The sequence below is a fragment of the Streptomyces sp. MGP-P1 genome (genome assembly GCF_057766565.1).
The window spans coordinates 2,806,949-2,832,744 of sequence record NZ_JBYMEM010000007.1 but is presented as its reverse complement, the minus strand read 5'-3'; the positions used below and the strand labels follow the sequence as shown (position 1 = coordinate 2,832,744).

Below are 25,796 nucleotides of genomic sequence, written 5' to 3'. Positions count from 1 at the left end.
GCCCTTGTGCGGCGGCGACTTGGGCGGTGTCGTGACGTGTCGACGAGTCTCGTGTACCGAGAGTCCTCAGCGCCCCTGGGGGTACGCGAAGCGGACACATCGACCACGAAGGAGCCGGCCATGCACATCTCCGGACTCGTCAGCGCTCTGATCATCGGTGCGGCGGTCGGCCTGCTGGGGCGCCTCGTCCTGCCCGGCCGTCAGCACATCGGCGTCCTGTGGACGCTCGTCGTCGGCATGGCCGCCGCACTCCTCGGCTCGCTGCTGGCGTCCGTACTGGGTGTGGGCGACACGCGGGGCGTCGACTGGTCGCAGTGGCTCATCCAGATCGTGCTGGCCGGCCTGGGCGTGGCCGCCCTCGACCGCGCCCTCGCCGGAACCGAACGGCGGCCGCGAAAGCGCGCGTGACGCCTGCCGTCAGTACGGGTACGTGGGTCCCGCGTCGTCAGTACGGGTACTGGGTCCCGCATCCCGCCGGTCAGGTCGTCCTCCGGCGGATGCGGTCGAACTCGCCCCGCAGGTCCGGGGCCAGGTCGTCGCGTCGTTCAGCTCGCGCCGCTGGGTGCGTGGCTCAGGTCCACGACGCAGAAGATGTTGCCGTCCGGGTCGGCCAGGACAACGAAGTCCGGATCGGCCGGGTAGAGGTCCCAGTCGACGCTCCGCGCACCGAGACCGAGCAGTCGCCGGACCTCACTGCGCTGCTCCTCGGCCGAATCCGTGAACAGGTCCAGATGGATACGGGGGCGGGGCTCGGGCGGGGAGTCGCTGCGCAACAGGCCGAGCGCCCGGCCGGAGCCGTCGGCGTGGTCGAGCGTTCGCCACGTTTCGCTCGCCCACTCCTGACTGGCGACCAGGTTCAACGCCGCGCTCCAGAAGGCGACCGCCCGGGGGATGTCGGTGACACCGACGACAGGCATTCCGAGTCTCAGCATAGGACGAGCCTAACAAGGTGCTCCCGGGCGAACGGCGAACGGCCCCGGTCGTCGAGCCACCCGTCGCAGGCGTCGCTGACCTCCACGGAGTCGAGGCCCGAGACCGTACGGCCGATGCTCGACGGAGGACTGGCGGTCGGCGCGCGACTCAGTGGAGGTCATCGGGTGTGAGGTCGGGGCGCAGGCGGTGCCAGGAGGGCTGGCGCAGCCGTCCGGCCCTGGTGCGGGTCGTGTAGCGGACCTCTGCGACCAGCCGGGGCTCCACCCACCGGGCCCCGGTCACCGCCGGGCGCTCGGTGAACGGGCAGGTGTCGGTCGCCGCGGCGTGGAGGATGGCTGCGAGGCTGGTGCGTTCGGCGTCGCTCCAGCCGGTGCCGACGCCGCCGACGTAGCGGAGTGCTCCGCCGGGGTCCGGTCGGCCCATGAGGAGGGCGCCGGGCAGCGAGGTGAGGCGGCCGTGGCCGGGCAGCCAGCCGCCGACGACGATGTCCTCGGTCCGCACGTGCCGGATCTTGACCCACGCCCGGGAGCGGACACCCGGCTCGTAGAGGGAGGTGCGCCGCTTGGCGACGATCCCTTCGAAGCCGGCGGTCCGCGTCATCTCCAGCGCCCGCTGCCCGTGCCCGACGACCGCCGCCGGGGTCGACCACGCGGGCCCGCCCAGGCCCAGGGAGTCCAGGACGGCGCGGCGCTCGGAGTACGGGGAACGGGTGAGCCGGCTCGTGCCGAGGAACACGACGTCGAAGAGCATCAGGTGCACGGGCGCCTTCGCGGCCATGCGGGCCGCCCTGGCCCCGGAGCCGGCCAGCCCCATCCGGGGCTGCAGCCGCTGGAAGTCGCCGCGCCCCTCGTCGTCCAGGGCGACGATCTCCCCGTCCAGCACGGCGGGGCGGGAGCCCAGCGCCGTCCCCAGGCCCGCGAGCTCGGGATAGGCGGGGGTGATGTCGGCGCCGGACCGGGAGCGCAGCCGTACCGAACCGTCGCCGGGCAGGTAGACCATGCACCGCTGCCCGTCCTGCTTCACCTCGTACGCGTACGAGGTGTCCTCCGAGGGCGGGGGCAGCCGCCCGGGGGTCGCGAGCATCGGTGCGATGCGGGGCAGACGCGCCACGGAACCCTCTCGGTCCTCGGTCAGGAGGCGCTCCGCTTCCTGGCCGTGCGTTTGGCGCCGGTCGTCTTCTTCGCCGCGGTCGTCTTCTTGGCGCCCGCCTTCTGGCCGGTGGCCTTCCTGGTCGCCGCGGTCTTCCGGCCGCTGGTCGGCTTCCCGGACGAGGCCGTCTTCGTCGATGCGGTCTTCTTCCGGGGCCGCATCTCGTGCACCGTGGCCTCCCCTCCCCCGTCCTCCCCGCGGCTCTCCTTCGCCGCCTCGACCGACGCGTTCAGCGCGGCCATCAGGTCCACGACCTTGCCCTCCTCCCGCTCCTCGCCCTCGGCGGGCTCCGGAAGCTCCTTGCCCTCCGACTTCGCCGTGAGCAGCTCCTCCAGGGCGTCCCGGTAGGTGTCCCGGAACCCGGCGATGCTGTCCAGGGCCATGGAGTCGGTCAGCTGGACGGCCCGCTCGATCTCGTCGTCGTCCAGCTCCACCTCTCGCGGGGCCAGGGACTCGGGGCTGCGGATCTCGTCCGGCCAGCGCATCGAGTGCAGCACGATCGCCCCTTCCCTGACCCGCAGCAGCCCCAGCCGCTCACGGTTGTGCCAGGCGAACTTCGCGACGGCCACCTTGTCCGAGCGCTCCAGCGCCCGGCGCAGCAGGGTGTAGGGCTTCTCGGCGACCTTGCCGTCGATCGCGAGGTAGTAGGAGTCGCTGATCCGGATCGGGTCGACGCTGTCGGCGTCCACGAAAGCGACGATCTCGATGGCTTTCGCGGTGGGCAGCGGAATCCGGTCCAGTTCCTCATCGGTGATCGGCACCGTCTGTTCCTTGGAGAGCTCGTAGCCCTTGCCGATCTCGTCCTGCGACAGGGCTTCGCCGTCCAGCTCGCAGACCTTCCGGGTGCGCACCCGTCCGAGGTCCTCCAGGTGGACCTGGCGGAAGTGGATCGAGTGGTCCTGGGTCGCGGAGACGACCTTCACCGGGATGGTGACCAGTCCGAAGCTGATCGCGCCGGTCCACAAAGGCCTCGGCATACCTACCTCCATGTCCGCCACGGGCTGAGTCGCTTCGTGGGGTCCAGGATTTCGCGGCACGGTCCCAGCCGCAATGGCACCAGGTCGGCTCCGGTGCCGACCAGCGGGGATTCGCAGGTCGAGCGCGTCGTCTGTTCGGGTGACTCCGCACGAGGCTCGCACCGGAGCGGATACCGCGCTGCCACCTTGGTCGAACGCGGCGGCGGCCTTGTGGTCCCCTCCGTGGGGAGGGGGGCGACCGCCTCACATCCGGGCTCTCAGTACGTCGACCTCACAGCCCGGCGCGAACGGGTCGAAGCCGTGCTCGATCAGCCAGCGGACTGCCAGCAGGCTTCGCAACGACCACCACGCGTGGATCACGTCGAGGTCGATGTCGGCGCCGTAGCCGGCGAGGACGTCGTCGAGGTGCTTCTCGTGTCCGAGCGTGAAGGTGGCGAGGTCGTACAGGGCATCGCCCCGACCCGCCTCGGACCAGTCGATGATGCCCGTGACCTCGTCGCGGTCGAGGAAGACGTGCGCGATCTGCAGGTCGCCGTGCGTGAACGCGGGAGTCCACGGCCGGAGCGCGGCCTCGGCGACCCGGCGGTTGTGGGTGACCAGGTCGGCGGGCAGGAGGCCGCTCGTCACGAGCGACGCGCACTCGTCGTCGAGTTCCGCCGCCAGCGCGACGGCGCTCCGCCCGGCCCGACCGGGCCAGGGCGGCGGCGGCGCGTCGTGCAGCTGTCGGATGGCGGCGCCCGCCGCGGCCCACGCCGACGACGACCCGGCCGACGGCCCGCCCAGACGCCCGATCGTCGCTCCCGGGAGTGCGGCGATCGCGAGCACCGGCGGCTTGCGCCACAGGACCTCCGGGGTCGGAACAGGCGCGAGGGACATCGCCTCGACCTCGACGTCGATGCGCGCCTGATCGGCGTCCACCTTCAGGAACACGTCGCCGACGCGCAGAGTCGCGCGCTCGGAATGGGCGACGACGACTTCGACCTCTTCCATGGTCGATCAGTATCCCGGGGATGATCTCCGATGTCGCCGGGATAGAGATCCCCACGGGCGTGACCAGTCACCGAGGAGAACCCGCGACAGGTGAACACGAGAGCCCACCGGCAGACCGCCGGTTCCTACACTGACGAGGTGGAGGACGACAGGGCTACCAGGGTCGACGCGCGTCCGGCGCCCGCCTTGCGGCGGTACGTCAGCTCGTATGTCGGTTTCGACCTTCGCGGGTTCCCGGCGGGGGTCCACTGCGGTCCCCCGGGCCGCGTGCTCACCGCGGTGATCAGCCTCTTGGACCCTCTGGGGGTGGCGGCGGGCGTCGACGACGCGTCACCGGTGACGCGATTCGGCAGCGTGGCCGGCGGTCTGATGTGCCGGTCAGTCGCGATCCACCACGACGGACGCCAGCGAGGTGTGCAGGTGTCGCTGACACCTCTCGGGGCTCGGGCCGTCTACGGCATGCCCGCCGCCGCGCTCGCCGACCGGTTGGTTCCACCCGAAGAGCTTCTCGGAGCGCTCGGCGTCGAGCTGGTCGACCGGCTCCGAACGGCAACGACCTGGGCCGCGCGATTCGCCGCGCTGGACGAACTGCTCCTGCGAGCCGTCGGCCGCAGCGTCGGCGGCGAACCCGTCCCCCGGGTACGCCCCGAGGTGGCCGAGGCCTGGCGCCGCCTCGTCGCCGCGCGGGGCCGCGTCCAGGTCGGGGCACTCGCCGCAGAACTGGGCTGGAGCCGTCGGTATCTCACCGAGCGGTTCCACCGTGAGATGGGCCTGCTGCCGGGGCCGACGTCCATCCTGAGCATCACCGCCGGCCTCGGCACCGACCATCGTCCCCGGTCCGGCACCCGCCCGACCTGAGGGCTGTCCCGTAATCCCTGTCGTCGCGTACGAGGCGAACCCATAGTCGGTCCCCGGCCGGTCGCACCGCCGGGACCACTCACCGAGGCATACCTCGGCGCGGCAGCGGTTCGAGTCCGGAGCGAGGCGGTTCAGTGGGCGAGCAAACCCCCAGGGCGGCGGAGAGCGGGCCCGGGGATTCCTCGGCCACACGGCGGCCTTGAGCCGACGCCGTGGTGGCGCGCCCCGGACCGGAGGACGGGGGATAGGGCGATGTCATCGCGAGTTGGCATCATTCCCGGCAGGTGTCCGCTCCCCCACACTCTCCCCGTACCGTCCCGCGCCCCGTCCGTTCAGCGGACAACTCCAGGGCGCGGCTTCATCGGACAGTAGGAGAAATCCCCCATGAGACACGTCCCGTCCGCCATCGCCTCCGCCCTTGTCGGCCTCGGCCTGGTCACCGCGCTGGGTTCAGCTCCCGCGGCCTCCGCCGCTCCTGCTCCTGCCGCCTCCACCCCAGCCGGCATCGCCGCGTACAACGGGTCGGGCGAGAACGCCGCCGCCAACCGGGCCTTCTTCGACGCGGTCATGAAGTCGGTCGCCGAGAAGCGGGCCGCCAACCCGGGAACCCAGGCAGTCACGGTCACCTACAGCGCGGCCTCCGCCCCGAGCTTCCGCACCCAGATAGCCAACAGCACCCGGATCTGGAACAGCTCGGTCTCCAACGTCCGGCTTCAGGAAGGCTCCAGGGCCGACTTCACATACCGCGAAGGAAACGATCCGCGCGGATCGTACGCCTCTACCAACGGACACGGCCGTGGCTTCATCTTCCTGGACTACCGGCAGAACCAGCAGTACAACGCGACCCGCGTCACCACGCACGAGACCGGACATGTGCTCGGCCTGCCGGACAACTACTCCGGACCGTGCAGCCAGTTGATGTCCGGCGGCGGCCCCGGCCCGTCCTGCACCAACGCCCAGCCGGACGCCAACGAGCGGGCGCGGGTGAACCAGCTCTGGCAGAACGGCCTCGCGGCCGCAGTGGCCGGTGCCGCCTCCTGACCGGGAACTGATCGCCGCACCATGAGTGGAGGGCCGTTCCGGACGAGGAGCGGCCCTTCACACTGCGCCCGATGCGGGTGCGCGATGGTCCCCCCGGGACCCGGAAGCGCCGCGTGGGCCCGCGGCAGTACGGTCCATCCATGAACTGGGGGTACGCGCGGTCGTGGACCGCAACGTCGGACTGGGGGGACTGGCTGGCCTGGGCCGGCCGGGCTCTCACTGGGCGAGAACGAACCGCACACGTTCATGATGGCGGGCGACTACGCAGATCCCGTCCCAGCAGTGATCCAGGTGGTGTGGGACAGCCAGGACGAACCGGTATCCCTCCGTGTGCCGCAGAACGACGCTTGATGCCCCCAGGTCCTGTTGTCGGTCTGCCGGCGTCGCCCCGGGCGGCGGAACACATCCACTGTCCGGATCAAACTCGGCGACTCTTTCCGCGGATGGTGTCGAACGCGGCTTGTCGGCAGGATCGTGGGAGGGCACACCGGTTCCAGCCCGATCACTCAAGAGCGCCCACCGATCGACTGACATCCCTTCAGGGAACTCGGCGGACAGTCGGCATCAGGACCGCGCCGGTACGCGGCGGACCGCATCGGTACGCGTCGGACCGCCAGGTGCATCAACCCTCCCGAACCCTTTCCACCAGGAATAACGCAGGTCGACAAGACGCTGCCAGGCCCGCTAGGAGACAGACGTGAAGATGCTCATCAACGTTCCCGAGACCGTGGTCGCCGATGCTCTGCGGGGCATCGCGGCCGCACATCCCGAGCTGACCGTCGATGTGGAGAACCGGGTCGTCATGCGGCGGGACGCGCCCGTGGCGGGAAAGGTGGGCCTCGTCTCCGGGGGCGGTTCGGGGCACGAACCGCTGCACGCCGGATTCGTCGGGCCCGGGATGCTGTCGGCCGCCTGCCCCGGGGAGGTCTTCACCTCCCCCGTGCCCGACCAGATGCTGCGGGCGGCGGCAGCCGTCGACAGCGGGGCGGGGGTGCTGTTCGTCGTCAAGAACTACACCGGCGACGTGCTCAACTTCGAGATGGCCGCCGAGCTCGCCGACGACGAGGGAATCCAGGTCGCGCAGGTGGTGGTGGACGACGACGTGGCCGTGAGCGACAGTACGTTCACCGCCGGGCGGCGCGGTACGGGAGCGACGCTGTTCGTCGAGAAGATCGCCGGAGCCCTGGCGGAGGAGGGCGCTCCGCTGGAGCGGGTGGCCGCCGTCGCGCGGCAGGTGAACGGGGCCTCGCGCAGCTTCGGGGTGGCGCTGGGCGCCGTCACCACTCCGGCCAAGGGCAGCCCCACCTTCGATCTGCCCACCGGGGAACTGGAGTTGGGCATCGGCATCCATGGGGAGCCGGGGCGCGAGCGGCGGCCGATGATGACGTCCGGCGAGATCGCCGACTTCGCCGTGAACGCGGTACTGGAGGATCTGCGCCCCACCGGACCGGTGCTGGCGCTGGTGAACGGCATGGGGGCGACACCGCTGCTGGAGCTGTACGGGTTCAATGCCGAGGTCCACCGGGTCCTGTCCGAGCGGGGTGTCCCGGTGGCTCGTACCCTCGTGGGGAACTACGTGACATCGCTCGACATGGCAGGCTGTTCGGTGACGCTGTGCCAGGTCGACGAGGAGCTGCTGCGACTGTGGGACGCGCCCGTGCGGACGGCCGCGCTCCGCTGGGGCCGCTGAGCGCCTACGGGATCCCGTGACCGTGTGCGACCCCGGTGCGGGGTCGGCCGTACAGCCCGTGCCACCGCCGGGACGATCCGTTCCAGGTGGGACCGAGGAACAGGAGATCATGTGCTCGACACCGACTTCTTCCGCCGCTGGATGACCGCTGTCGCGGCGTCCGTGGAGCGTGAGGCGAACCATCTGACCGAGCTGGACTCGGCGATCGGGGACGCCGATCACGGCAGCAACCTCCAGCGCGGCTTCACGGCGGTGACGGCGGTGCTGGAGAAGGACGCCCCCGCCACTCCCGGTGCTGTGCTCACCCTGGCCGGGCGGCAGCTCATCTCGACCGTGGGCGGGGCGTCCGGACCGCTGTACGGGACGCTGCTGCGCCGTACGGGCAAGGCTCTCGGGGACGACGACGAGGTGACACAGGACCAGCTGGCCGAAGCGTTCGCGGCCGGGGTCGCCGCGGTGGGACAGCTGGGCGGCGCCCAGGCCGGGGACAAGACGATGCTCGACGCGCTGCTGCCCGCGGCGGAGGCCCTCGCCACCTCGTTCGACGGCGCCGCGAACGCGGCTCGTGCGGGCGCCGAGGCGACGGCGCCCTTGCAGGCGCGCAAGGGCCGGGCGAGCTATCTCGGCGAGCGCAGCATCGGGCATCAGGACCCGGGCGCGACCTCGTCGGCACTGCTGGTCGAGGCCCTGGCGGCGACGGCGGCGGACGGAGCGGGCGCGTGAGCGGCGAGCGGCAGGTGGGCATCGTTCTGGTCTCCCACAGCGGCGCCGTCGCCGAGTCGGTCGCCGAGCTGGCCCGGGGCCTCGCCGCCGGCGGGGTGACCGCGCCGGTCGCCCCGGCGGGCGGGCTGCCCGGCGGTGGGCTCGGGACGAGCGCGGAGCTGATCGGCCGCGCCGCCGCCTCGGTGGACCGGGGGGCGGGTGTCGCGGTCCTGGTGGATCTGGGAAGCGCGGTCCTCACGGTGAAGGCCATGCTCGCCGAGGGCGACGAGCTGCCCGAGGGCACGCGGCTCGTGGACGCGCCATTCGTGGAGGGCGCTGTGGCGGCCGTGGTGACCGCCTCGGCCGGTGGCGACCTCGCGGCGGTGGAGGCCGCCGCCTCGGAGGCGTACGGCTACCGCAAGACGTAACGCTTTCCGCCGGGTCGTGGCGGGCCCGCGTGGCGCCCCGCACCGCGCCGCAGCAGACTTGACGACATGTCGACAGGCAGGCGCAGTGCGGGGCTTCTTCTCTTCCGGGTCACGGAGGGGGCGGGCGAGCGGGATGTCGAGGTGCTGATCGGGCACATGGGCGGGCCGTTCTGGGCGGGGCGGGAGGCGGCCGCCTGGTCGGTGCCGAAGGGCGAGTACGGACCGGAGGAGGACGCGGAGGCCGCCGCCCGCCGGGAGTTCGTGGAGGAGCTGGGCGTGCCGGTGCCGCCGGGCGCGTGGATCGCGCTGGGCGAGTCACGGCAACGCAGCGGCAAGACGGTGACCGCCTGGGCCCTGGAGGCGGATCTCGACGTGGCGTCCGTCGTGCCCGGGACGTTCACGATGGAGTGGCCGCGCGGGTCCGGCGTGCAGCAGGAGTTCCCGGAGATGGACCGGTTCGCCTGGTGCACGCCGGAGCAGGCCGCCGAGCGGCTGGTCGTCGGCCAGCGGGTGTTCGTGGACCGGCTGCGCGCTCAGGTGCGCGGGGCGACCGCCTCCCCCGACGCGTAGGCTGGCGCCGCGCCCGCCGGGCGGCCCGCCCGCAGTTCCAGTACGTCGCCGGTGAAGCGGGCCCGGAAGCTGCGGTCGTGCGAGACGACGACGACCGCGCCCCGGTACTGGTCGAGGGCCTGTTCCAGCTCCTCGACCAGGCTCAGCGCGATGTGGTTCGTCGGCTCGTCGAGTACCAGCAGATCGGCAGGCCGGATCACCAGCCGGGCCAGTGCCAGCCTGCGTTGCTGGCCGACGGAGAGGGACGCGACGGGCACGTCGAGGTCCTCGGGGCGGAACAGGCCTAGGGCCAGGAGTTCGTCGGCGTACTCGTCGGGGAAGCCGGGGCGGCCCGCCGCGAAGGTGGCGAGCAGGGTGCGCCGGGTCGGGCGCGCGGGCAGTTCCTGCGGGAGGTAGCCGATGCGGGCCCGCCGGGTGACCGTGCCCGTGTCGGGGGTCAGGTCGCCCGCGAGGACCCGCAGCAGAGTGGTCTTCCCGGCCCCGTTCTCACCGGTCACCAGGAGACGGACTCCAGATTCCACGCGCAGGGAGGGGAGGCGGAGGCGGTTCCCGACGGAGACGGCGTCCAGCTCCACGAGGGGCCTCGCACGGTCCGCGGTGCCGGTCGCGGTGGTGGTACCGTCGCGGTCCGCCGTCGTGCCCGTCCCCGTAGCGGGCCTCGCACGGTCCGCGGTGCCGGTCGCGGCGGTGGTGCCGTCGCGGTCCGCCGTGCCGGCCTCGTGGGCGACGGTCGGGCGGCCGGTGAAGGCGAGCGGGTGGGGCGGGGGCGGCACGGGAGACCTGCGCAGCGCGTCCAGCCGGGTCCGGGCGGCCCTGACCTGGCCGGACAGCTTCGCCTCGTGCGAGCGGCGGTGCTTGCCGAAGCCCTGTTTCGGGTCTCCTCCGCCGGCCGCGAGCCGCGCTCCGGCCGCTGCGACGAGCTCCTCGGTACGGGCCAGGTCCGTCAGGTACTCCTCGTGGTCCTGGGCCCAGCGGCGGCGGGCGGCGGCCTTGGCGGTGCGGTAGCCGTCCCAGCCGTCCCCGTACCGGGTGACCGTGCGCAGGTCCCGGTCGACCTCCAGGATCACCGGGGTGACGCGCTCCAGGAACGCCCGGTCGTGGGTGATCGCCACGACGGTGCCCGGGTGGGCGCGCAGGTGGTCCTCCAGCCAGCCGACGGCGCGGGCGTCGAGGTGGTTGGTCGGCTCGTCGAGCAGCAGCAGTTCGGGGGCGGCGGCCAGGACGCAGGCGAGGGCGAGCCGGGACTGTTCGCCGCCGGAGAGCGTGGCGAGAGCGCGGTCGCGGGTCAGGTGGGCGAGGCCGAGGCCGTGCAGAGCCGCTTCGGTGCGGGCGTCCGCCCGGTAGCCGTCGCGGTCCTCGTAGGCGGTGAGGAGGTCTCCGTACGCGGCGAGCTCCGCGTCGGTGGGCCCCGGATCGCCGGGCTTCCACTCCGAGAGGCCGGTCTCCGCCTCGCGGATATGGTGTTCGAGGTCGCGCAGTTCGGCGAGGGCCGCGTCGACGGCGTCCTGCACGGTGTCGGCCGGGTCGAGGTCGAGGGTCTGGGCGAGATAGCCGGTGCCGCCGGGGAAGCGGACGGTGATCTCACCGGTGTCCGGTTGTTCCACTCCGGCCAGCAGCCGGAGCAGCGTGGACTTGCCCGAGCCGTTCTCGCCGATGACGGCGGTCTTTTCACCGGGCCGGACGGTGAGGGTCACCTGGTCGAGTACGGAACGGTCCCCGTACGCCTTGGAGACGTCCTTGATGGCCAGTTGAGCGCGGGCGCGCTGGGGGTGCATGGGTGCCTTTTCCCTGGGTGACGGCCCGCGAAGGCGCACGCGGAGGCGCGGCGGCGGGGCGTGGATGCCGGACGGCGGAGGGGACGGCGGCGGGTGCGCGCGGTGACGTCGACGTCACCGGGGCGTCTCAGAGGGACGCGCGGTGCGGCGCGCTGCGGCCGTCCGGGCCGGGAATCAGCGGAAGAAGTAGTAGCTGTACGAACCCATGTCGGCCATTCTAACGGCCGGCCGGCCTCCCGGCGTGGGGATTTTCCTGCCGGCCCGGGCGGCGACCGCCGGGCAGGAGCCGGAGGCCGCCGCCGGGGCGGGCGGACGGACGTTCGACGACGAGGGGACCGGGAGGTTCAGCCGACGCGCATGGATTCAGCCACCCGCCGGAGTGCCGGAGGGGTCAGGCAGCTGCCCGGGGGGGAAGGGGGTCAGGCAGCTTCAGGCAGCTGCCCAGGGGGGCCGGAGGGGCTCGACCGCCCGGGTACCAGAGGGCTCAGCCGCCCGGGAGGATGACGGCCCGGCCGTTGATCCTGCCGTCGTGGAGGCGCTCGTAGGCGAGCGGGGCCTCGTCGAGGGAGTACGTCTCCACGTGGACGTCGACCGCTCCGGCGTGGGCCAGGTCGAGGACCTCGGCGAGCTCCTTGCGCGAGCCCCAGTAGGGCGCGCTGACGTTGGCGCCGTACGGAAGCGTGCCGAAGCCGACCGGGAGCGCGCCGCCGCCGATGCCGACGATGGTGACGTCGCCGTCGACGCGGGCGACGGCGCCCGCGGTCGCCACGGTGGGCGGCGCTCCGACGAAGTCGAGGACCACGTGGGCGCCGAGTCCGCCGGTCAGTTCCATGACACGGGCGGCCGCCTTCTCGTCGGAGAGGACGGCTTCGTGCGCGCCGACGGTCCTGGCCAGGGCGAGCTTGTCCTCGGTGACGTCGAGGGCGATCACCCGGGCGGCCGTCATGGCGCGCAGCAGCTGGATCGCGACGTGGCCGAGGCCGCCGGTGCCGATGACGACGGCGGTGGAGCCGGGCACCAGCTTCGCCCGGGAGCGCACGATCGCGTGGTACGGGGTCAGTCCGGCGTCCGTGAGGGGCACGGTCTTCACCGGGTCGAGGTCGCCGATCGGGATCAGGTGGCGGGGGTCGTCGACGATCATGTACTCGGCCATCGCGCCGGGTGCGCCGAGTCCGGGCGGCATGATGCCGAGCTCCTTGGCGCGCAGGCAGTAGTTCTCCTTGCCTTCGGCGCAGTTCACACAGGTGCCGCAGCCCCAGGGTCCATAGACCGCGACGGAGTCGCCGAGGGCGAAGCCGTCGACGCCGTCACCGAGGGCGGCGACCGTGCCGACGCCCTCGTGCCCCAGGGTCAGGGGCAGCGGGAAGGGGATCTGGTCGGCGGGCCAGCTCATCACGGCGATGTCGGAGTGGCAGACACCGGCGGCGGTGACCTTCAGCAGGACCTGGCCGGGGCCGGGCTCGGGGTCCGGAACGGTGACCACCTCGGGGGCGGCGCCGACGGCTCGGTACTGAACGGCTTTCATGAGGTCTCCTCGCTTCTTTCTTGACTCTCTTTGTCGCCCCCGTGTCCCCCGCGCGCCACTCGGGCTCCCTCACGGGGCGGAGTAGCCGCCGTCCACCAGGTGGTAGCTGCCGTGGATGAAGGAGGCCTTGTCGGAGAGCAGGAAGGCCGCGAGTTCGGCGACCTCCTCGGCGGTGCCGAGGCGCCCCGCCGGGTGCAGGGAGATCAGGTGCTCGCGGGCCTCCCGGGCGGTGTTCCGCAGGAGCGGGGTGTCGATGAAGCCGGGGCCGACCGCGTTGATCCGGACGTTCTGTCCGGCGTATTCGAGCGCGGCGGTCTTGGTGAGACCGACGACGCCGTGCTTGGCCGCGACGTAGGCGGGCGACCCGGCGAAGCCGTTGGCGCCGAGGATGGAGGACATGTTGACGATCGCGCCGCCGCCCGCCTCGACGATGGCGGGCAGTTCGTAGCGCATCGAGAGGAAGACGCCACTGAGGTTGGTGGCGACGACGCGGTTCCAGTCCTCGACCGGGTACTCGCCGGTGGGGCTGCTGGGGCCCGCGATGCCGGCGTTGTTGACGGCCAGGTGGAGGGCGCCGAAGGTGTCCACCGCGAACCGTACGCCCGCTTCGACGGAGGCCGGGTCGGTGACGTCCATCGCGACCGCGGCCGCCTTGGCCCCGGCGTTCTCCAGGTCGGCCGCGGCCTTGCGCGCGTTCTCCTCGTCGTGGTCGGCGACGACGACCGCCGCGCCGCCTGCGGCGAGCCGCCGGGCCAGGGCGAGGCCGATGCCGGAGGCGCCGCCGGTGATGAGGGCGGTGCGGCCCGCGAACTCGGTGCGGGCTTCGGTCTTCGCCTCGGCCGCGGGGGTGGAGCTGTGCTCGGTGCTCATGGTGTCGCCTCGGTTCCTTCTGCTGCTTCGGTGGTGCTGGTGGTGCTGGTGGTGCTGGTGGTGCCGGGGTGCTGTTCCGGGGCGTCCCGGTGCTGTTCCGGAGCGGGGCGCGGCTCGCCGAGCAGGTCGGCGGAGAGCGCGTCGAACGCCTCGGCGACCAGGCCGGGCAGAGCGTCCGGCCGGCCTCCGCGCACCCAGGCGGCCTGGGCGGCGAGCAGTGCGCCCGCTCCTGCGGCGACGGTCACGGCGGGCCGGATGTCCTGCCGGGGATCGACGCCGAGCCGGTCCGCGACGATGGCGACCGAGTCCTCCTGGGCGTCCACCCGGATGTGGTGGAAGACGGCGTAGAGGGTCGGCTCCTCCTCGGCGACGACCAGCAGGTCGAAGATCCGGGGGCGGCGGTGCCAGGGCTCCGACCCGGGATCGGCGAGCCAGTCGAGGACGGCCCGCCGGTAGGCGAGGAGCGGGGGTTCCGGGGCCGGGCGGGCTCGCAGGGCCGCGTTGATGCGGTCGCCGTCGCCCCGCAGGGAGTCGAGGGCGGCGGCCTCCTTGCTCGGGAAATACCTGCTGAACGTACGACGGTCGACGTCTGCGGCTTCCGCGATCTCCTCGACCGTCACGTTCCGCAGCCCCCGGTCGAGCACCAGCTCGAACGCGGCCTGCGCCAGGGTGTCGCGGGTGCGGCGTGCCTTGCGGCCGCGCCGATCCGGGATCTTCCGTTCCGGAGTCATACATGCACCGTACACCTGAAAATGTCCCCACGCGACATTCGTCTCGTGGGGACATGCAGGAATGCCCGCCGCAGTCTCGCGGCGCGCGTCAGGGATGACTGCCGCAGCTCGCGGCGCGCGTTCAGACCGCGGCGGTCCGCCGCTGGGCCTCGCCCGCTTCGGCGGGATCGCCCAGGGCCCCGACGCCGGAACCGGCATCGCCGCGCATGGCGTCGCCGGGGGCCGCGGCGCCCGGAACCGCAGGCCATGGCCCGTCGTCGGCAGAGGTGCGCAGCAGGGCGAGCGCGGCGACGTCGTCGCGCCGGACGCCCCCGGTGAACTCCCCCAGATCGATGTGGAGCGCGTCGAGGAGTTCGCGCGGTCCCTGCCCGGCCCAGGCCCTGATCCGCTCGTCCAGTGGGTAGAAGGCGCCGCCGACGTCGCGGGCCTCGGTCACTCCGTCGGTGACGACGAGGAGCGTCGCGCCCGGCGGGAAGTCGAAGGACTCGGTCGTACGGGTCTCCTGGCTGAGTCCGGCGAGGCCGAGGGGGACGTACGTCCGGTGGAGCGTGACGGCCGAGGACCGGCCGTCGTGCAGCAGGCGCGGCGGCAGGTGTCCGCAGTTCACGGCCTCCACCCGGCCGCCCTCGTCGAACCCGAGGACGAGCGCGGTCACGAAGCGTTCGACCTCACCCGTCTGGGCGGAGAACACGTTGTGCCGGACGACGGCGGCCTCCAGCGCCTCCACCACTCCCGTGAGCGTGGGTTCGCGGATGGCCGCCTCGCGGAACGCGGCGATGGCCGCGAATCCGACGCCAATGGCCGCGAGCCCCTTGCCCTGGACGTCTCCGATGATCACGCGGGTCCCGTGGGGCGACTCGACGACCTCGTAGATGTCACCGCCGACGAAGCGGTCCTCCTCGATCGGCTCGTAGAGCCCGTGCGCGACGACGTGGTCGGTACCGACCGGCAGGGGCCGCAGGATCTGGCGCTGCAGGGTGACGGCGGCGGACCGCAGCCGCGCCATCTCGGTGGCGTGCCGGATGCGCGCCGCGCAGGCGGCGACGCCGAGCGCACAGGCCAGTGCGGCGAATCCGATGCCGAAGACGAAGTCCCAGAAGGTGCCGTCCGCCCCGGCCCGGAACCCGACGACGACGGTGGTGATCCACACCGCGATCCAGATGGTCTGGCGGAGGCTGCAGTAGACGGAGGCCAGGGCGGGGACGACCACGAGCAGCGGCACGACCCGCAGGTCGTTGCCCGTGCTGACGTCGAGGAACACGACGAGTACGGTCAGCAGCGCGAGACCGCCGACAAGCGCCCAGTTGCCGATCCGGCTCTGGGACACCGCCCCGACGCCCGCGTCCGCTCCGGGCGCGGTACCACCCCGGGCCCCTACACCGCTCTTCTTCTGCGCCATGTCCAGCAACCTCATGGGCACGGCCTGTCCTCCCTCTGCTCTGTCGGTGCCGCCCGCGGTCCAGGCCGGTCCCTTCCAGTTGACCGTGTGGCGGGCGCCCGCGCAGGAGGGCTTAGGGCCCCGAGCGGCTGCCGAAGGTCCCGCCCGGGACTTCCGGCCGGGGTCCTTGGTCCCGTACCGGGGGTGCCTCAGGTCATCCCCGAGCTGGAGACGTCCTGCACCACCGCGACTTCGCGTACGCGATCCGCGACCTCATGCTCCGCGACGGGTGCACCGACGCGCGCCGGATCGGCGGGGCCGGAGACAACGGGGCGACCATCGCCGGACGCGTCCGCCCGCTCGATGACCTCATCCTGATGCTGCTGGACCGGCTGGAGCACCGGCGAAGCCGGTGGCCGATGGATCACAGTTCGATGCGCGTGACGACGCCACGGGGCTCGGGCATGCCAGGTGGACGGTGGTGTGCCGGGCCGCGCGTTCCATGCCGGACATGGCCGCGACGACGGTGAACACGATGCCGGAGGGATCGTGCGAGCCGCTTCGGTTCTCAGGTCACTGGCTGACCTGCTGCAATTCCCAGTAGTGCGGTTCGATGGGAACCCGCCTCACCACGACACGACCGGTTACCTCGGGAATGTCGACCACCTTTCCCCACGAGTTGGATCCATCGGCGGGGGTGTGCTCGATGTCTGCCCACACCACGCTGCCGGGCCCTGCGGAGCCGAAGGACACGGTCCACTCGGCGTACTTGTCGGCGCAGGGTTCGTTGACCCTGAGCCTGTAGTCCGTGTTCACGCCGAGGCAGGTGCGGGGGTTGGAGCCCGGTGTCGATACTTCCATCGTCCCGTTGGGGCGCTTGTGTACCTGCCAGTTCGCCGAGGTCGACGCGCTCTCCGTGCAGGCGCCCAGCCCGACCGAGCCGAGGCTCGCGTGCGATGTGGGCCAGACGAGGCACTTGCCGTCCTGGAGAGCAGCGAACCGGTAGACCCCGTCGACGACCGGGGCGGCGTGGGCGGGTTGTGCAAGGGCTGCGGTGGCCGCAGCCGTGGCGGCCATGGTCGCGATGATGCGTGAACGCATGGGGAGGGGCTCCTCGGAACAGCCGTGGTCTCGCCGATCGTTGGCGCAGACGGGGTCGATGCACGCTCCGCCGGGGAGGCGGCGGCACCGATCCTGGCCCATCGGCCGGCCGGGCAGTGGTCCGCGCCGGCTGCTGTCACCCGCCTGGCTGAGTCGCGACACCCGATGGCGTGGCGCCGTGTCGTGGTCGACTCCGCATGATGCTCCGCACGGCCAGGGCTCCGGCGTCGAAGTCGGCGTGGGGGCCGGTTCTGTGTAGGCGGGGTGGGGTGCGGGGCAGGGCCGCGATGTGTTCCGCGAGGTGTCTCAGGGTGATGCCGGTCCCGGCAGGGGCGGGAAGGAACTGTTCGAAGGGGTCGCCCAGCTGGAGGGTGCCGGTGGAGGCCAGCTGGACGAGGAGGGTTCCGGCCAGTGTCTTGGTGAGCGAGCCGGCCTGGACGAAACGGTCGAGGTCGTGGCCGTGGCTGACCTGCTGCGCGTGGGAACGGGCGAGTATGCAGACGGGTACCTGGGCACGGGGGTGTGCTTGTGCTTTCAGTTGTGGGGGCGGGGCACCGCGCAGGCTGCTGTACCGCCCGGCATCCGATGCCGGTTCCTGGCCACCCAGCGGTAGATCAGGTTCGCCGCCGGGCGGATCAGGGGCAGCCGCAGGAACCCTCCGACGCCCCGGTAGGCGCGGGCTGGGGAAGATTCGAGAAGACCGGCCAGGGCGGCGACCCCGCCGGCGCGTACTCGGTCTCCGTCGAAGAGGAGAACTTCCCGGTCCAGGCGTTCCAGGTGCCGTTCGGTCAGCTCTGGTGGAAGCATCTGCCAGGCGACTGCCGCCGTGCGGGGTTTGGCCCGCAGCTGGATCTGCCGGACAGCGGCCTGGCAGAAGCCGCAGTCACCGTCGAAGGCGAGCACGGTGCGTCCTTCTGCGTCACTGGTCGCGGTGTCGTTCATGACGTACCCTCCATCGCTGGGCCGGTCTCGGAGTGGGAAAGTGCCGACGGATACGTGGGTCTCACATCAAGGGTGACATCCAGTCCTCGAGGGCTGCTTCGCGCTCGTGCGAGTGCAGGACGTCGGACGGCTGATTGTCCTGCCACCACTGCGTCAGCAGGGTCGGCGAGACGCTGCCCCGCACGAAGTGGGAGAGCAGACCCAGCGAGAGGTCGACCTCTCGCTGGGTGTACGCGGTGGCCGCGCCGGAGAAGACCGGCGTTTCGACGCGCTGGCCGTCCCGGGCGCACACCACTGCCGTCATCATCGACGGACCCCCGGGATCCCAGGCGTTCAGCGCTGCGGCGACGACGCTCGTCACCCGGGTCGCCCACCGGGCGGCGGATGAACGGACCGGAACATCCAGGACTTGCAGGTCTGCGATATCGGTCCAGGGCCATGCCTGTTGCTGGACGCCTTCACCGATCGAGAGCCGGGCCGGGAAGAGGAATACGCCGGGGTCCTCCTCGGTCGGAGGTGAGCCCAGGCACACCCTGTCGCGTTCTATCCAGAACAGGCCGATCATGCGCCCTTGCCGGTTGGGCCGGCCGTCCTGGGGCGAGGGCGTTCCCCTTCTCCAACTCCGTTTCCCGGTCCCGGACGCTGGTGTGTCACCGGTCGGCGGCGGATCGCCGTCCGATGAGACCGAACGCCGGTGGCTCCTCCTCGCCGGCCGGAGTCGCTCGGCTGTCAGGTGAACCAGCGTTGGTCCCGCGCTGTGGACCGACACCAAGCATCCCGCATGACCGCGTGACCTCACGGGACGGGGCGGGTTCTGAGGCGCCAGGCAGCCGGCTACCCCCCTTTCCGGGACGCGACAGGCTCCGGGGAGGGGTGTTCTCCACTCACGTCAGCCCCATGAGCGGTGCCGCGACCGCTGTGGGCCGGGGCCGTCGGTTTCGGGCCGGCCACGAGTCCCGGCCCCGTCGGACGGGTACCGGGGACCGAGAACCGGTACAGGAACGGGGTACCCGTACCGTTCAGCGCAGTGAGGGCCTGCGGCTCCCGTCGGCGGACGGGAGCGTGGCGGGGACGAGCGCGGAGATGAATTCCGTACGCCGGCGAAGCCGGAAGCCGAGGGACTCGTAGAGCCGGACGGCCCCGGTGTTGGAGGCGGAGGCATGCAGGAACGGCGTCTCGCCGCGCTCCCGGATCCCGTGCGCGACCGCCAGGACCAGTCGGCTCGCCAGACCCTGCCCCCGTACCGACTCGTCCGTGCAGACACCGCTGATCTCCGTGAAGCCGGGCGGGTGCAGCCGCTCCCCCGCCATCGCCACCAGCGCGCCGCCCCGACGGATGCCCAGATACGTGCCCAGCTCGACCGTGCGCGGCAGGAAGGGACCGGGGCGGGTCCGCGCCACCAGGTCCAGCATCTCCGGCACGTCCCGGGGGCCCAGCGGGACCGCCTCCGGATCGGGCGCGGCGTCCGCCGAAGCGTCGACCAGCTGGACGCCCTCGGCCCGGAAGACGATCTCCCAGTCCTGCGGCGGCGGCTCCTGGAACGCGGCCACGGTGACAGAGCCGCCGGGCCCGGCGAGCGCCGCGACATCGGCCCAGTCCCGGGCGGCCGGGGCGTCGGGGAGCGCGATCCAGGGAGTGACGTCGGCGGGATAGCGCAGGACCCGCCCGCGGCTCTCGGCGAAGTGGGCGTGGGGGCCGGTCAGCGAGGACCGGGCGGGGTTGTCGAGCGGGTGGAGCCTGGACGGATCATCGATCCGGGGCCGGGTGCTGTTCTGGGTCATGGTCTCCCTCGTTCTCGTTCCGTCCATCGCGCGGTTCTCGGCAGCGGGTGCTCGGGGTCGGGAGCGGTGTACCCGCCAGGCAGAAAAAGCCGGTGGATACGGCAGGTATTCCGTGAGGCGGATCTGTTCACGGCATCGCAATCATCGGGGCGTGGGCTCTCCGCTCCCGCGCCGTTTCCACGCCACGTCCGCGGCACCGGCACCGACGGTCCCTGCGACACCCCGATGCCCCGGCGCACGCCCCAACCGGCGAGCGGCGAAATCGACTCATCCCTAGGCCAATACGCGCCGGTCCGGTCCCAACGACCCCCCGGCTGTGGCACTCTGGTGGCGACCGCCCCACCGGGCTCCCCCGTACCGGTGGGGCGGTTGTTTGCGCATTCATTGCTCGCGCTGTTCACGTGCGCCCTCTGGCTGCGCCCTTCGGCTCGCGGCTTTCGACCCGCCTCTCGCGGCCCGTGTCACTCGGCTCGCTCCTCCGGGCTCGCGTCTCTCGCATGACCGCGCCTCAGAGCCGAACTGCATCTGTTTCGAGCCAACTCGCTGCGGTTGGCCGGATCAACTCCCGTTTGAACGCATGAGCGCCCTACCTCTGGGAAGGCGAACAGACCTCAGGGCCTACGAACCAGGGAGCGTGAAGCCGACATGACCGCGCAGACCGCACAGATCGCGCAGACGGCCGGTACGGAGCAGGCGGGCGCCACCGAGGAACTTCCGTGGATCGAGGATGCCGGGAAGGTCGCCCCGATGGACGCGCGCCGGCTCTCGCGCCTCTTCTTCGACCGCCTCCAGACACTGGAGGAGGGCACGCACGAGTACCAGTACGCCCGCAACACCCTTATCGAGATGAACCTGTCCCTCGTCCGCTTCGCCGCCAACCGCTTCCGCAACCGGGGCAGCGGCGACATGGAGGACATCGTCCAGGTCGGCACCATCGGGCTGATCAAGGCGATCGACCGCTTCGACCTCTCGCGGGAAGTCGAGTTCACCTCGTTCGCGGTGCCGTACATCGTCGGGGAGATCAAGCGGTTCTTCCGTGACACGAGCTGGGCCGTGCACGTGCCGCGGCGCCTCCAGGAACTGCGGGTCGACCTCGCCAAGGCGAAGGAGTCCCTGGCGGGCGACCTCGACCGGGACCCCACCGTGCGGGAGCTGGCAGAGGACCTGGGGATCGAGGAGTCCGAGGTCACGGAGGGGATCGTCGCCTCCAACGGCTATACGGCGGGCTCCCTGGACATGCCGACCGACACCGCTGAGGCCGGGCCCCGTCAGGCCGCCGGGCGGACCTTCGCCGATGTGCTGGGCGAGCCGGACCCCGCCATGGAGGCCGTGGAGAACCTCCACGCCCTCGCGCCCCTGCTGGACGAACTGGACGAGCGGGAGCGCCGGATCATCAACATGCGCTTCGGCCAGGAGATGACCCAGGCGCAGATCGGCGCGGAGCTCGGAATATCGCAGATGCACGTGTCCCGGCTGCTGAGCCGGATGTTGGGCAAGCTGCGGAGCGGGATGCTCGTCCAGGAGTGACCATCGCGAACCGCCCCGTCGGGCGTTGGCCGGGCGGACAGCTGGCGAGCAGGCGTTGCGGTTCTGACTGATGCATCAGTCAGAACCGCAACGCCTTGCTTTTTCAGGGATTGCACATTGCCGATGTTGAGGTTTTCTCAACACATGGCCTACGGTGGCTGACCATGCAGCAGGACGAGGTGGCCGCACGGGTCCGGCAGGTGATCGAGGCGACGGGTGTCAGCGCGCGCGAGTTCGCGCGGCGGATCGTCATCGATCCGTCGAAGTTGTCCCGCTCCCTGAACGGAACACGGCGCTTCACCGCCGCCGAGCTGGCCCGGATCGCGGACATCGGCGGCGTGGACGTCGGTCGGCTGATCGGTACGCCGACCGGTGCCGGCGACGATGCGAGAGCCGGCGCGGCGGGCGACTCACCGGCCGGTGCGGGCGGTGCGACAGTCGGCACGACGGTCGGCAGCGCGACGTCGGCGCCCTCAACCGTGCGCGCCCCGTCGCCCCCTCGCGCGCCGTCGCCCCCTCGCGCCCCGTCGCCCTCGCCGGAGGGCGGCAGGCCCTTGCAGATCGTGCGGGCGACCGTCCGGCTCATCGCCGAACGCGGATTCCACGCCGTCCGGGTCGCGGACATCGCCGCGGCCTGCCACACCAGCACGGCGGCGATCCACTACCACTTCCCCGGCCGTGACGAACTGCTCGAGGCGGCGGTCCGCTGGTGCATGGACGAGGACACCCGTCGCCGTGCCGACGCCACGGCCGGCACCCGTCACGCCGGGGACGAGCTGCGCCTGCTGATCGAGCTCCAGACGCCCCGCACCGAACAGCAACGGCGGCAGTGGTGCGTCTGGCTCGACCTGTGGGCCGAGGCCGCCCGGTCCACCACCGTCGGACGGCTCCACGTGGAGTACTACCGCCAGTGGCGGGGAACGGTCGCCGACGTGATCCGTCGCGGCGTCGAACAAGGCGTGTTCCGTCCGGTCGATCCGGACAGCACGGCCCTCGCCCTCACCGCCCTGATCGACGGACTGGCCTCCCAGGTCCTGGCCACCGAGCCCGGCCTCCCGGGCACCGGCGCAGGGACCATGCACGACACGCTCGTCGCTCACGTGGACGCCTGCCTGACGTCGCCCCTGGCCGGCTGACGCCCGTACCCGCCCCGCACACCTTCCGCACCCCAACGCCTGAGCCCGAACTCCCCGAACTCCCCGAACTCCCCGAGAGGAGACGTTCCCGCATGCCCGTGAACCAGGACGTCATCATCACCTGCGCGCTCACCGGAGCCGGCGACACCGTCGGCCGCAGCCCCCACGTCCCGGTGACGCCCGAGCAGATCGCCGCCTCCGCCGTCGAGGCGGCCGGGGCCGGGGCCGCCGTCGTGCACATCCATGTCCGCGAGCCGGAGACCGGCGCGCCCTCCCGCGATCCGCGGCTCTACCGCGAGGTCGTCGAGCGGATCCGGGAGACCGGCACCGATGTGGTCATCAACCTGACCGCCGGCATGGGCGGAGACCTCGTCATCGACCCGGAGGCCCCGCTCCGCCAACTGCCGGGCACCGATCTGGTCGGCGGTCTCGAACGGCTGCCGCACGTCGAGGATCTGCTGCCGGACATCTGCACCCTGGACTGCGGTTCGCTCAACTTCGGTGACGGCAGCAACCTCTACGTCTCGACCCCCGACATGCTGCGCACCGGCGCGAAGCGCATCCAGGAGCTCGGGGTCCGGCCCGAGCTGGAGATCTTCGACACCGGGCAGCTGTGGTTCGCCAAACAGCTCCTCGACGAGGGGTTGCTCGACGACCCCACGGTCTTCCAGCTCTGCATGGGCATTCCGTGGGGCGCGCCCGCCGACCCGGGCGTCCTCCAGGCGATGGTCAACATGCTTCCGCGGGGCGCCCAGTGGGCGAGCTTCGCGCTCGGCCGGATGCAGATGCCCTGGGCCGCCCAGTCGATCCTGCTCGGCGGGCACGTCCGGGTCGGCCTGGAGGACAACCTCTATCTGGGCCGGGGCGTCAAGGCCACCAACGGCCAGTTGGTGGAGCACGCCGTGCGGATCACCGAATCCCTGGGCTCCCGGGTCGCCACGCCCGACGAGGCACGCGTGAAGCTCGGCCTGCGCCCGCGCCCCTGACTACCCACGCCTCCCTCTCCCTCCCGTACGCCCTCCCCCTTTCCCGCTTCCCTCTTGCCCTCCCCCACCGTCTTTCTGGAGCATCGACCGTGACTGTCACCCCCTCCGCCGCCGCGACCGACGGCCCCGCCGCCCCCTGCGCCCCGGAGGACGTACGCCGTGTCGCGTGCGTCGGGGCCGGGGTGATCGGCGGTGGCTGGGCGGCCCATTTTCTCGCCCGCGGATACGACGTCACCGCCTGGGACCCGGCCCCCGACGCGGCCGTCCGGCTGCGCCGGCTCATCGCCGCGGCCTGGCCCGCACTGGAGCAGCTCGGACTGGCCCCCGGAGCTTCGCAGGACCGGCTGACCGTCACCACGACGATCGAAGAGGCCGTGGCCGACGCCCAGTTCGTCCAGGAGAGCGCCCCCGAGAAGCTGGACCTCAAGCGCGATCTGCTGGCCCGGCTGGACGCCGCGGCGCCCGTCGGCACGGTGATCGCCTCGTCGACCTCCGGCTACCCGATGACGGACATGCAGACCGAGGCCGCCGACCCCGGGCGGCTCGTCGTCGGGCACCCCTTCAACCCGCCCTACCTCATCCCCCTGGTCGAGGTCGTCGGCGGTGAACGGACCGCGCCCGCCGCGGTCGACTGGGCCTCGCGCTTCTACGCCGTCGCGGGCAAGTCCGTGATCACCATGGAGCGCGAGGTGCCCGGCTTCATAGCCAACCGGCTCCAGGAGGCCCTCTGGCGCGAAGCCCTGCACATGGTCGCCAACGGCGAGGCCACGGTGGCGGAGATCGACGCGTCGATCACCGAGGGCCCGGGGCTCCGCTGGGCCGTCATGGGACCGATGCTGACCTTCGCGCTCGCGGGCGGCGAGGGCGGGATGGCCCATATGCTCGACCACTTCGGCCCGTCGCTCAAGTCGCCCTGGACCAGGCTCGAAGCACCGGAACTGGACCGGGCGCTGTACGAGGCGGTGGTGGCCGGCTGTGCGGAGGCGGCGGACGGCCGGAGCATCGCCGATCTGGTCGCCGAGCGGGACCGGGGCGTCATCGACGTCCTGCGGGTCACGGGCCGGCTGCCCCGGTCCGCCGAGGAGGTCGCCCGATGAGCGAGCACGCGACCCCCGAGGAGACGGCCGTGGCCGACGACGCGGCGGAACTCCCCCTGTTCCACCGGACCGTGCGACCCGAGTGGATCGACTACAACGGCCACATGAGCGAGGCGTTCTACGTCCTCGTCTTCGGGTACGCCACCGACGCGATGATGATCGAGACCGGTCTGCACGCCGGGTACCGGGAGAGCACCGGCTGCTCGCTCTACACCGTCGAGTCGCATCTGCGCTATCTCCGCGACGTGGCCGAGGGCGCCCATCTCGCCGTGCGCACCCGCCTGTTGGGCGTGGACGCGAAGAAGGCGCGCTTCAGCCACGAGCTGTACGTGGTCGGCGCGCCGGACGGCGCTCCGGAGCCGGATGCCGCCCCGGTGGCGACGAGCGAGCTGCTGGCGCTCCACGTGGACCAGCGGGCGGGCCGCACCGTCCCGTTCCCGGACTCCGTACGGGAGCGGCTGGCCGCGCTCGTCGAGCCGCCGCCCGCGTGGGCGGGCCGCTCGATCGCCGAGGTCCCGGCGGCCCGCTGAGCCAGCGACGCCCGCCGCTCGCCGCCACGCCCACCCAGCCGGCGCGGCGGCGGCGAGCGGCGGCCCCGCACCCGGTGGCTCGGGAAGGCGTCCCGCATCGCCCACATCGCGTACCTGCTCGACGCGGTGGTGCGGCATCCAGTGACCGCGGGCGCGCCGGCCCGGGCCCGTCACGGTGCCGTGCGGGCCCCCGCCAGGACGGCGGTGTGCACGGCGCGGGCGATCCGCGCGCCCCAGGTGGACCGGGGTCCGGCGAAGGGTTCGCCGCCGTCGGGCCCCGGATCGGGAGCGGCGACGCACACGGCGTCCGTGGGGGTGCCCGAGCAGTCGAGTCCGGCGTCCAGGAGGGCCTGCACCTTGGCCTCCGTGGCGGTGGCGACGGCGTTGACCAGGGCGGCGTCGGAGAGCGCGACGGGCAGTGTGACGACGATGTTGACCGTGCCCGGCCGGAACGGGGCCGCCGGGACCTCCGCGGGTCCCGCCTCCGGCAGACACGGCGCCCGGGTGGCGGTGTCGGGGGCCGCCGCCCAGCCCCGTACGCCGAGGCCGGTGGTGACGGTCGCGGTGACTCCACCGTCCTGGCCGGTCGTGTACGCGGCGACGTCGGCGGCGGTCATCAGCCCCGCGCCCGGCCCGGTGAGCCCCTGCGCGGCGGCGATCTCGGCGAGGTGGCGGTCCGGGTCGAGGCGCGGGTAGCCACCGGGGACCTGGGCGTTGAGGATCCACGTCCGGGTGCCGATGCCGCCGCCGAGAATCGCGCTGCTGCAGACCCGGACGCCGGGCCCCAGCCGCCAGAGGAGGAGATGGAGCCGGTGCCCGCCCTCGTGCCGGTCGCGCAGTTCGCCGCCTTGCGCGGGCGGCCGGAGGCGTACGGAGGAGATGGCGCACCCCTGGTGGCTCGGCGGGTCGGCGGCGGTCCGTCCTTCGGCCGCCACGGTCCGCCGATCATATGCGGGACCCGGGGTCTCACCCGATTGGCCTAACGAATTCGGGGGCGGCCCGGCGCCGCCGCACGGGCCCCGGGCCCCGCACCGGGCTTCCGGAAGCCCTGATCCGGGCCAAGCGGGCGGTTGCAGCGT

Annotated in this window: 26 protein-coding genes and 2 pseudogenes; 13 read left to right on the top strand and 15 right to left on the bottom strand. The window is 72.3% G+C overall.

The annotated features are described in order from the left end of the window. Positions 1-120: 120 nt before the first annotated feature. Positions 121-408, top strand: a complete 288-nt coding sequence (locus AC3CH1_RS34390) for a GlsB/YeaQ/YmgE family stress response membrane protein (protein ID WP_488466451.1) — start codon at positions 121-123, stop codon at positions 406-408. Between the two features lie 137 nt (positions 409-545). On the opposite strand, the gene AC3CH1_RS34385 is transcribed toward AC3CH1_RS34390, so the two are convergent. The 4 genes from AC3CH1_RS34385 to AC3CH1_RS34370 form a co-directional block, all read right to left on the bottom strand. After that, positions 546-932, bottom strand: coding sequence for a VOC family protein (locus AC3CH1_RS34385; RefSeq protein WP_488466450.1), 387 nt, complete (start codon positions 930-932; stop codon positions 546-548). Positions 933-1,080: 148 nt separating this feature from the next. After that, positions 1,081-2,043 carry a non-homologous end-joining DNA ligase gene (gene ligD / locus AC3CH1_RS34380; protein WP_488466449.1) on the bottom strand — a complete coding sequence of 321 codons (963 nt, stop codon included), beginning with the start codon at positions 2,041-2,043 and terminating at the stop codon, positions 1,081-1,083. Positions 2,044-2,063: 20 nt separating this feature from the next. Further along, on the bottom strand, positions 2,064-3,059 hold the full coding sequence (gene ku, locus AC3CH1_RS34375; RefSeq protein WP_488466448.1) for a non-homologous end joining protein Ku: 996 nt from the start codon (positions 3,057-3,059) through the stop codon (positions 2,064-2,066). Between the two features lie 243 nt (positions 3,060-3,302). Continuing rightward, positions 3,303-4,049 (bottom strand): phosphotransferase family protein, encoded by a 747-nt coding sequence (locus AC3CH1_RS34370; RefSeq protein ID WP_488466447.1) that lies wholly within the window; start codon positions 4,047-4,049, stop codon positions 3,303-3,305. 138 nt (positions 4,050-4,187) lie between these two features. Here AC3CH1_RS34370 and AC3CH1_RS34365 point away from each other — a divergent pair. From AC3CH1_RS34365 to AC3CH1_RS34340, 6 genes and pseudogenes are all read left to right on the top strand, one after another. After that, positions 4,188-4,829, top strand: a pseudogene (locus AC3CH1_RS34365) (AraC family transcriptional regulator); the annotation flags it as partial. A gap of 462 nt (positions 4,830-5,291) precedes the next feature. Further along, positions 5,292-5,948 carry a snapalysin gene (gene snpA, locus AC3CH1_RS34360; RefSeq protein WP_488466446.1) on the top strand — a complete coding sequence of 219 codons (657 nt, stop codon included), beginning with the start codon at positions 5,292-5,294 and terminating at the stop codon, positions 5,946-5,948. Positions 5,949-6,645: 697 nt separating this feature from the next. Continuing rightward, the gene (dhaK, locus tag AC3CH1_RS34355) at positions 6,646-7,638 is read left to right on the top strand and encodes a dihydroxyacetone kinase subunit DhaK (RefSeq protein ID WP_488466445.1); all 993 of its coding nucleotides are present in this window, start codon (positions 6,646-6,648) and stop codon (positions 7,636-7,638) included. Between the two features lie 111 nt (positions 7,639-7,749). After that, complete coding sequence (dhaL, locus tag AC3CH1_RS34350; RefSeq protein WP_488466444.1) at positions 7,750-8,361, top strand: dihydroxyacetone kinase subunit DhaL; 612 nt, start codon at positions 7,750-7,752, stop codon at positions 8,359-8,361. Further along, positions 8,358-8,768: a PTS-dependent dihydroxyacetone kinase phosphotransferase subunit DhaM gene (locus AC3CH1_RS34345; RefSeq protein WP_398069812.1), complete on the top strand. Its 411-nt coding sequence runs from the start codon at positions 8,358-8,360 to the stop codon at positions 8,766-8,768. Before dhaL ends, AC3CH1_RS34345 begins: the two co-directional genes overlap by 4 nt. Before the next feature lie 66 nt (positions 8,769-8,834). After that, positions 8,835-9,338, top strand: coding sequence for an NUDIX hydrolase (locus AC3CH1_RS34340; RefSeq protein WP_488466443.1), 504 nt, complete (start codon positions 8,835-8,837; stop codon positions 9,336-9,338). On the opposite strand, the gene AC3CH1_RS34335 is transcribed toward AC3CH1_RS34340, so the two are convergent. From AC3CH1_RS34335 to AC3CH1_RS34315, 5 genes are all read right to left on the bottom strand, one after another. After that, entirely contained in the window at positions 9,302-11,113 is a 1,812-nt protein-coding gene (locus tag AC3CH1_RS34335; protein ID WP_488466442.1) for an ABC-F family ATP-binding cassette domain-containing protein, read from the bottom strand. The genes AC3CH1_RS34340 and AC3CH1_RS34335 overlap by 37 nt on opposite strands. A gap of 484 nt (positions 11,114-11,597) precedes the next feature. Then, positions 11,598-12,638 (bottom strand): NAD(P)-dependent alcohol dehydrogenase, encoded by a 1,041-nt coding sequence (locus AC3CH1_RS34330; RefSeq protein ID WP_361333353.1) that lies wholly within the window; start codon positions 12,636-12,638, stop codon positions 11,598-11,600. A gap of 69 nt (positions 12,639-12,707) precedes the next feature. Beyond that, positions 12,708-13,508 (bottom strand): SDR family NAD(P)-dependent oxidoreductase, encoded by an 801-nt coding sequence (locus AC3CH1_RS34325; RefSeq protein WP_488466441.1) that lies wholly within the window; start codon positions 13,506-13,508, stop codon positions 12,708-12,710. Then, the gene (locus AC3CH1_RS34320; protein WP_488466440.1) at positions 13,505-14,239 is read right to left on the bottom strand and encodes a TetR family transcriptional regulator; all 735 of its coding nucleotides are present in this window, start codon (positions 14,237-14,239) and stop codon (positions 13,505-13,507) included. The genes AC3CH1_RS34325 and AC3CH1_RS34320 overlap by 4 nt, the downstream gene beginning before the upstream one ends. A 121-nt stretch (positions 14,240-14,360) precedes the next feature. After that, on the bottom strand, positions 14,361-15,638 hold the full coding sequence (locus AC3CH1_RS34315; protein WP_488466810.1) for a PP2C family protein-serine/threonine phosphatase: 1,278 nt from the start codon (positions 15,636-15,638) through the stop codon (positions 14,361-14,363). Between the two features lie 209 nt (positions 15,639-15,847). Here AC3CH1_RS34315 and AC3CH1_RS34310 point away from each other — a divergent pair. Beyond that, positions 15,848-15,958 (top strand): annotated as a pseudogene (locus AC3CH1_RS34310) (restriction endonuclease); the annotation flags it as partial. 232 nt (positions 15,959-16,190) lie between these two features. Here AC3CH1_RS34310 and AC3CH1_RS34305 read toward each other — a convergent pair. The 5 genes from AC3CH1_RS34305 to AC3CH1_RS34285 all read right to left on the bottom strand — a co-directional run bounded on the left by AC3CH1_RS34305 (position 16,191) and on the right by AC3CH1_RS34285 (position 19,441). After that, positions 16,191-16,718 carry a hypothetical protein gene (locus AC3CH1_RS34305; RefSeq protein WP_488466439.1) on the bottom strand — a complete coding sequence of 176 codons (528 nt, stop codon included), beginning with the start codon at positions 16,716-16,718 and terminating at the stop codon, positions 16,191-16,193. A gap of 136 nt (positions 16,719-16,854) precedes the next feature. Next, the gene (locus AC3CH1_RS34300) at positions 16,855-17,214 is read right to left on the bottom strand and encodes a serine hydrolase (RefSeq protein ID WP_488466809.1); all 360 of its coding nucleotides are present in this window, start codon (positions 17,212-17,214) and stop codon (positions 16,855-16,857) included. A 38-nt stretch (positions 17,215-17,252) separates the two neighbouring features. Next, positions 17,253-17,660: a thiol-disulfide oxidoreductase DCC family protein gene (locus AC3CH1_RS34295; RefSeq protein ID WP_488466438.1), complete on the bottom strand. Its 408-nt coding sequence runs from the start codon at positions 17,658-17,660 to the stop codon at positions 17,253-17,255. Positions 17,661-17,721: 61 nt separating this feature from the next. After that, positions 17,722-18,225, bottom strand: coding sequence for a hypothetical protein (locus AC3CH1_RS34290; protein ID WP_488466437.1), 504 nt, complete (start codon positions 18,223-18,225; stop codon positions 17,722-17,724). 454 nt (positions 18,226-18,679) lie between these two features. Continuing rightward, positions 18,680-19,441 carry a GNAT family N-acetyltransferase gene (locus AC3CH1_RS34285; RefSeq protein ID WP_488466436.1) on the bottom strand — a complete coding sequence of 254 codons (762 nt, stop codon included), beginning with the start codon at positions 19,439-19,441 and terminating at the stop codon, positions 18,680-18,682. 645 nt (positions 19,442-20,086) lie between these two features. Between AC3CH1_RS34285 and AC3CH1_RS34280 the strand changes: the two genes are divergently transcribed. The 5 genes from AC3CH1_RS34280 to AC3CH1_RS34260 all read left to right on the top strand — a co-directional run bounded on the left by AC3CH1_RS34280 (position 20,087) and on the right by AC3CH1_RS34260 (position 24,717). Further along, the gene (locus AC3CH1_RS34280) at positions 20,087-20,968 is read left to right on the top strand and encodes an RNA polymerase sigma factor SigF (protein ID WP_488466435.1); all 882 of its coding nucleotides are present in this window, start codon (positions 20,087-20,089) and stop codon (positions 20,966-20,968) included. 164 nt (positions 20,969-21,132) lie between these two features. Beyond that, positions 21,133-22,104, top strand: a complete 972-nt coding sequence (locus AC3CH1_RS34275) for a TetR/AcrR family transcriptional regulator (protein ID WP_488466434.1) — start codon at positions 21,133-21,135, stop codon at positions 22,102-22,104. A 92-nt stretch (positions 22,105-22,196) separates the two neighbouring features. Next, positions 22,197-23,090, top strand: coding sequence for a beta-keto acid cleavage family enzyme (locus tag AC3CH1_RS34270; protein WP_488466433.1), 894 nt, complete (start codon positions 22,197-22,199; stop codon positions 23,088-23,090). 89 nt (positions 23,091-23,179) lie between these two features. Beyond that, complete coding sequence (locus AC3CH1_RS34265) at positions 23,180-24,187, top strand: 3-hydroxyacyl-CoA dehydrogenase NAD-binding domain-containing protein (RefSeq protein ID WP_488466432.1); 1,008 nt, start codon at positions 23,180-23,182, stop codon at positions 24,185-24,187. Then, positions 24,184-24,717: a thioesterase family protein gene (locus tag AC3CH1_RS34260; protein WP_488466431.1), complete on the top strand. Its 534-nt coding sequence runs from the start codon at positions 24,184-24,186 to the stop codon at positions 24,715-24,717. Before AC3CH1_RS34265 ends, AC3CH1_RS34260 begins: the two co-directional genes overlap by 4 nt. Positions 24,718-24,887: 170 nt before the next feature. On the opposite strand, the gene AC3CH1_RS34255 is transcribed toward AC3CH1_RS34260, so the two are convergent. Next, positions 24,888-25,652, bottom strand: coding sequence for an adenosylcobinamide amidohydrolase (locus tag AC3CH1_RS34255; protein ID WP_488466430.1), 765 nt, complete (start codon positions 25,650-25,652; stop codon positions 24,888-24,890). Between the last annotated feature and the right edge of the window lie 144 nt (positions 25,653-25,796).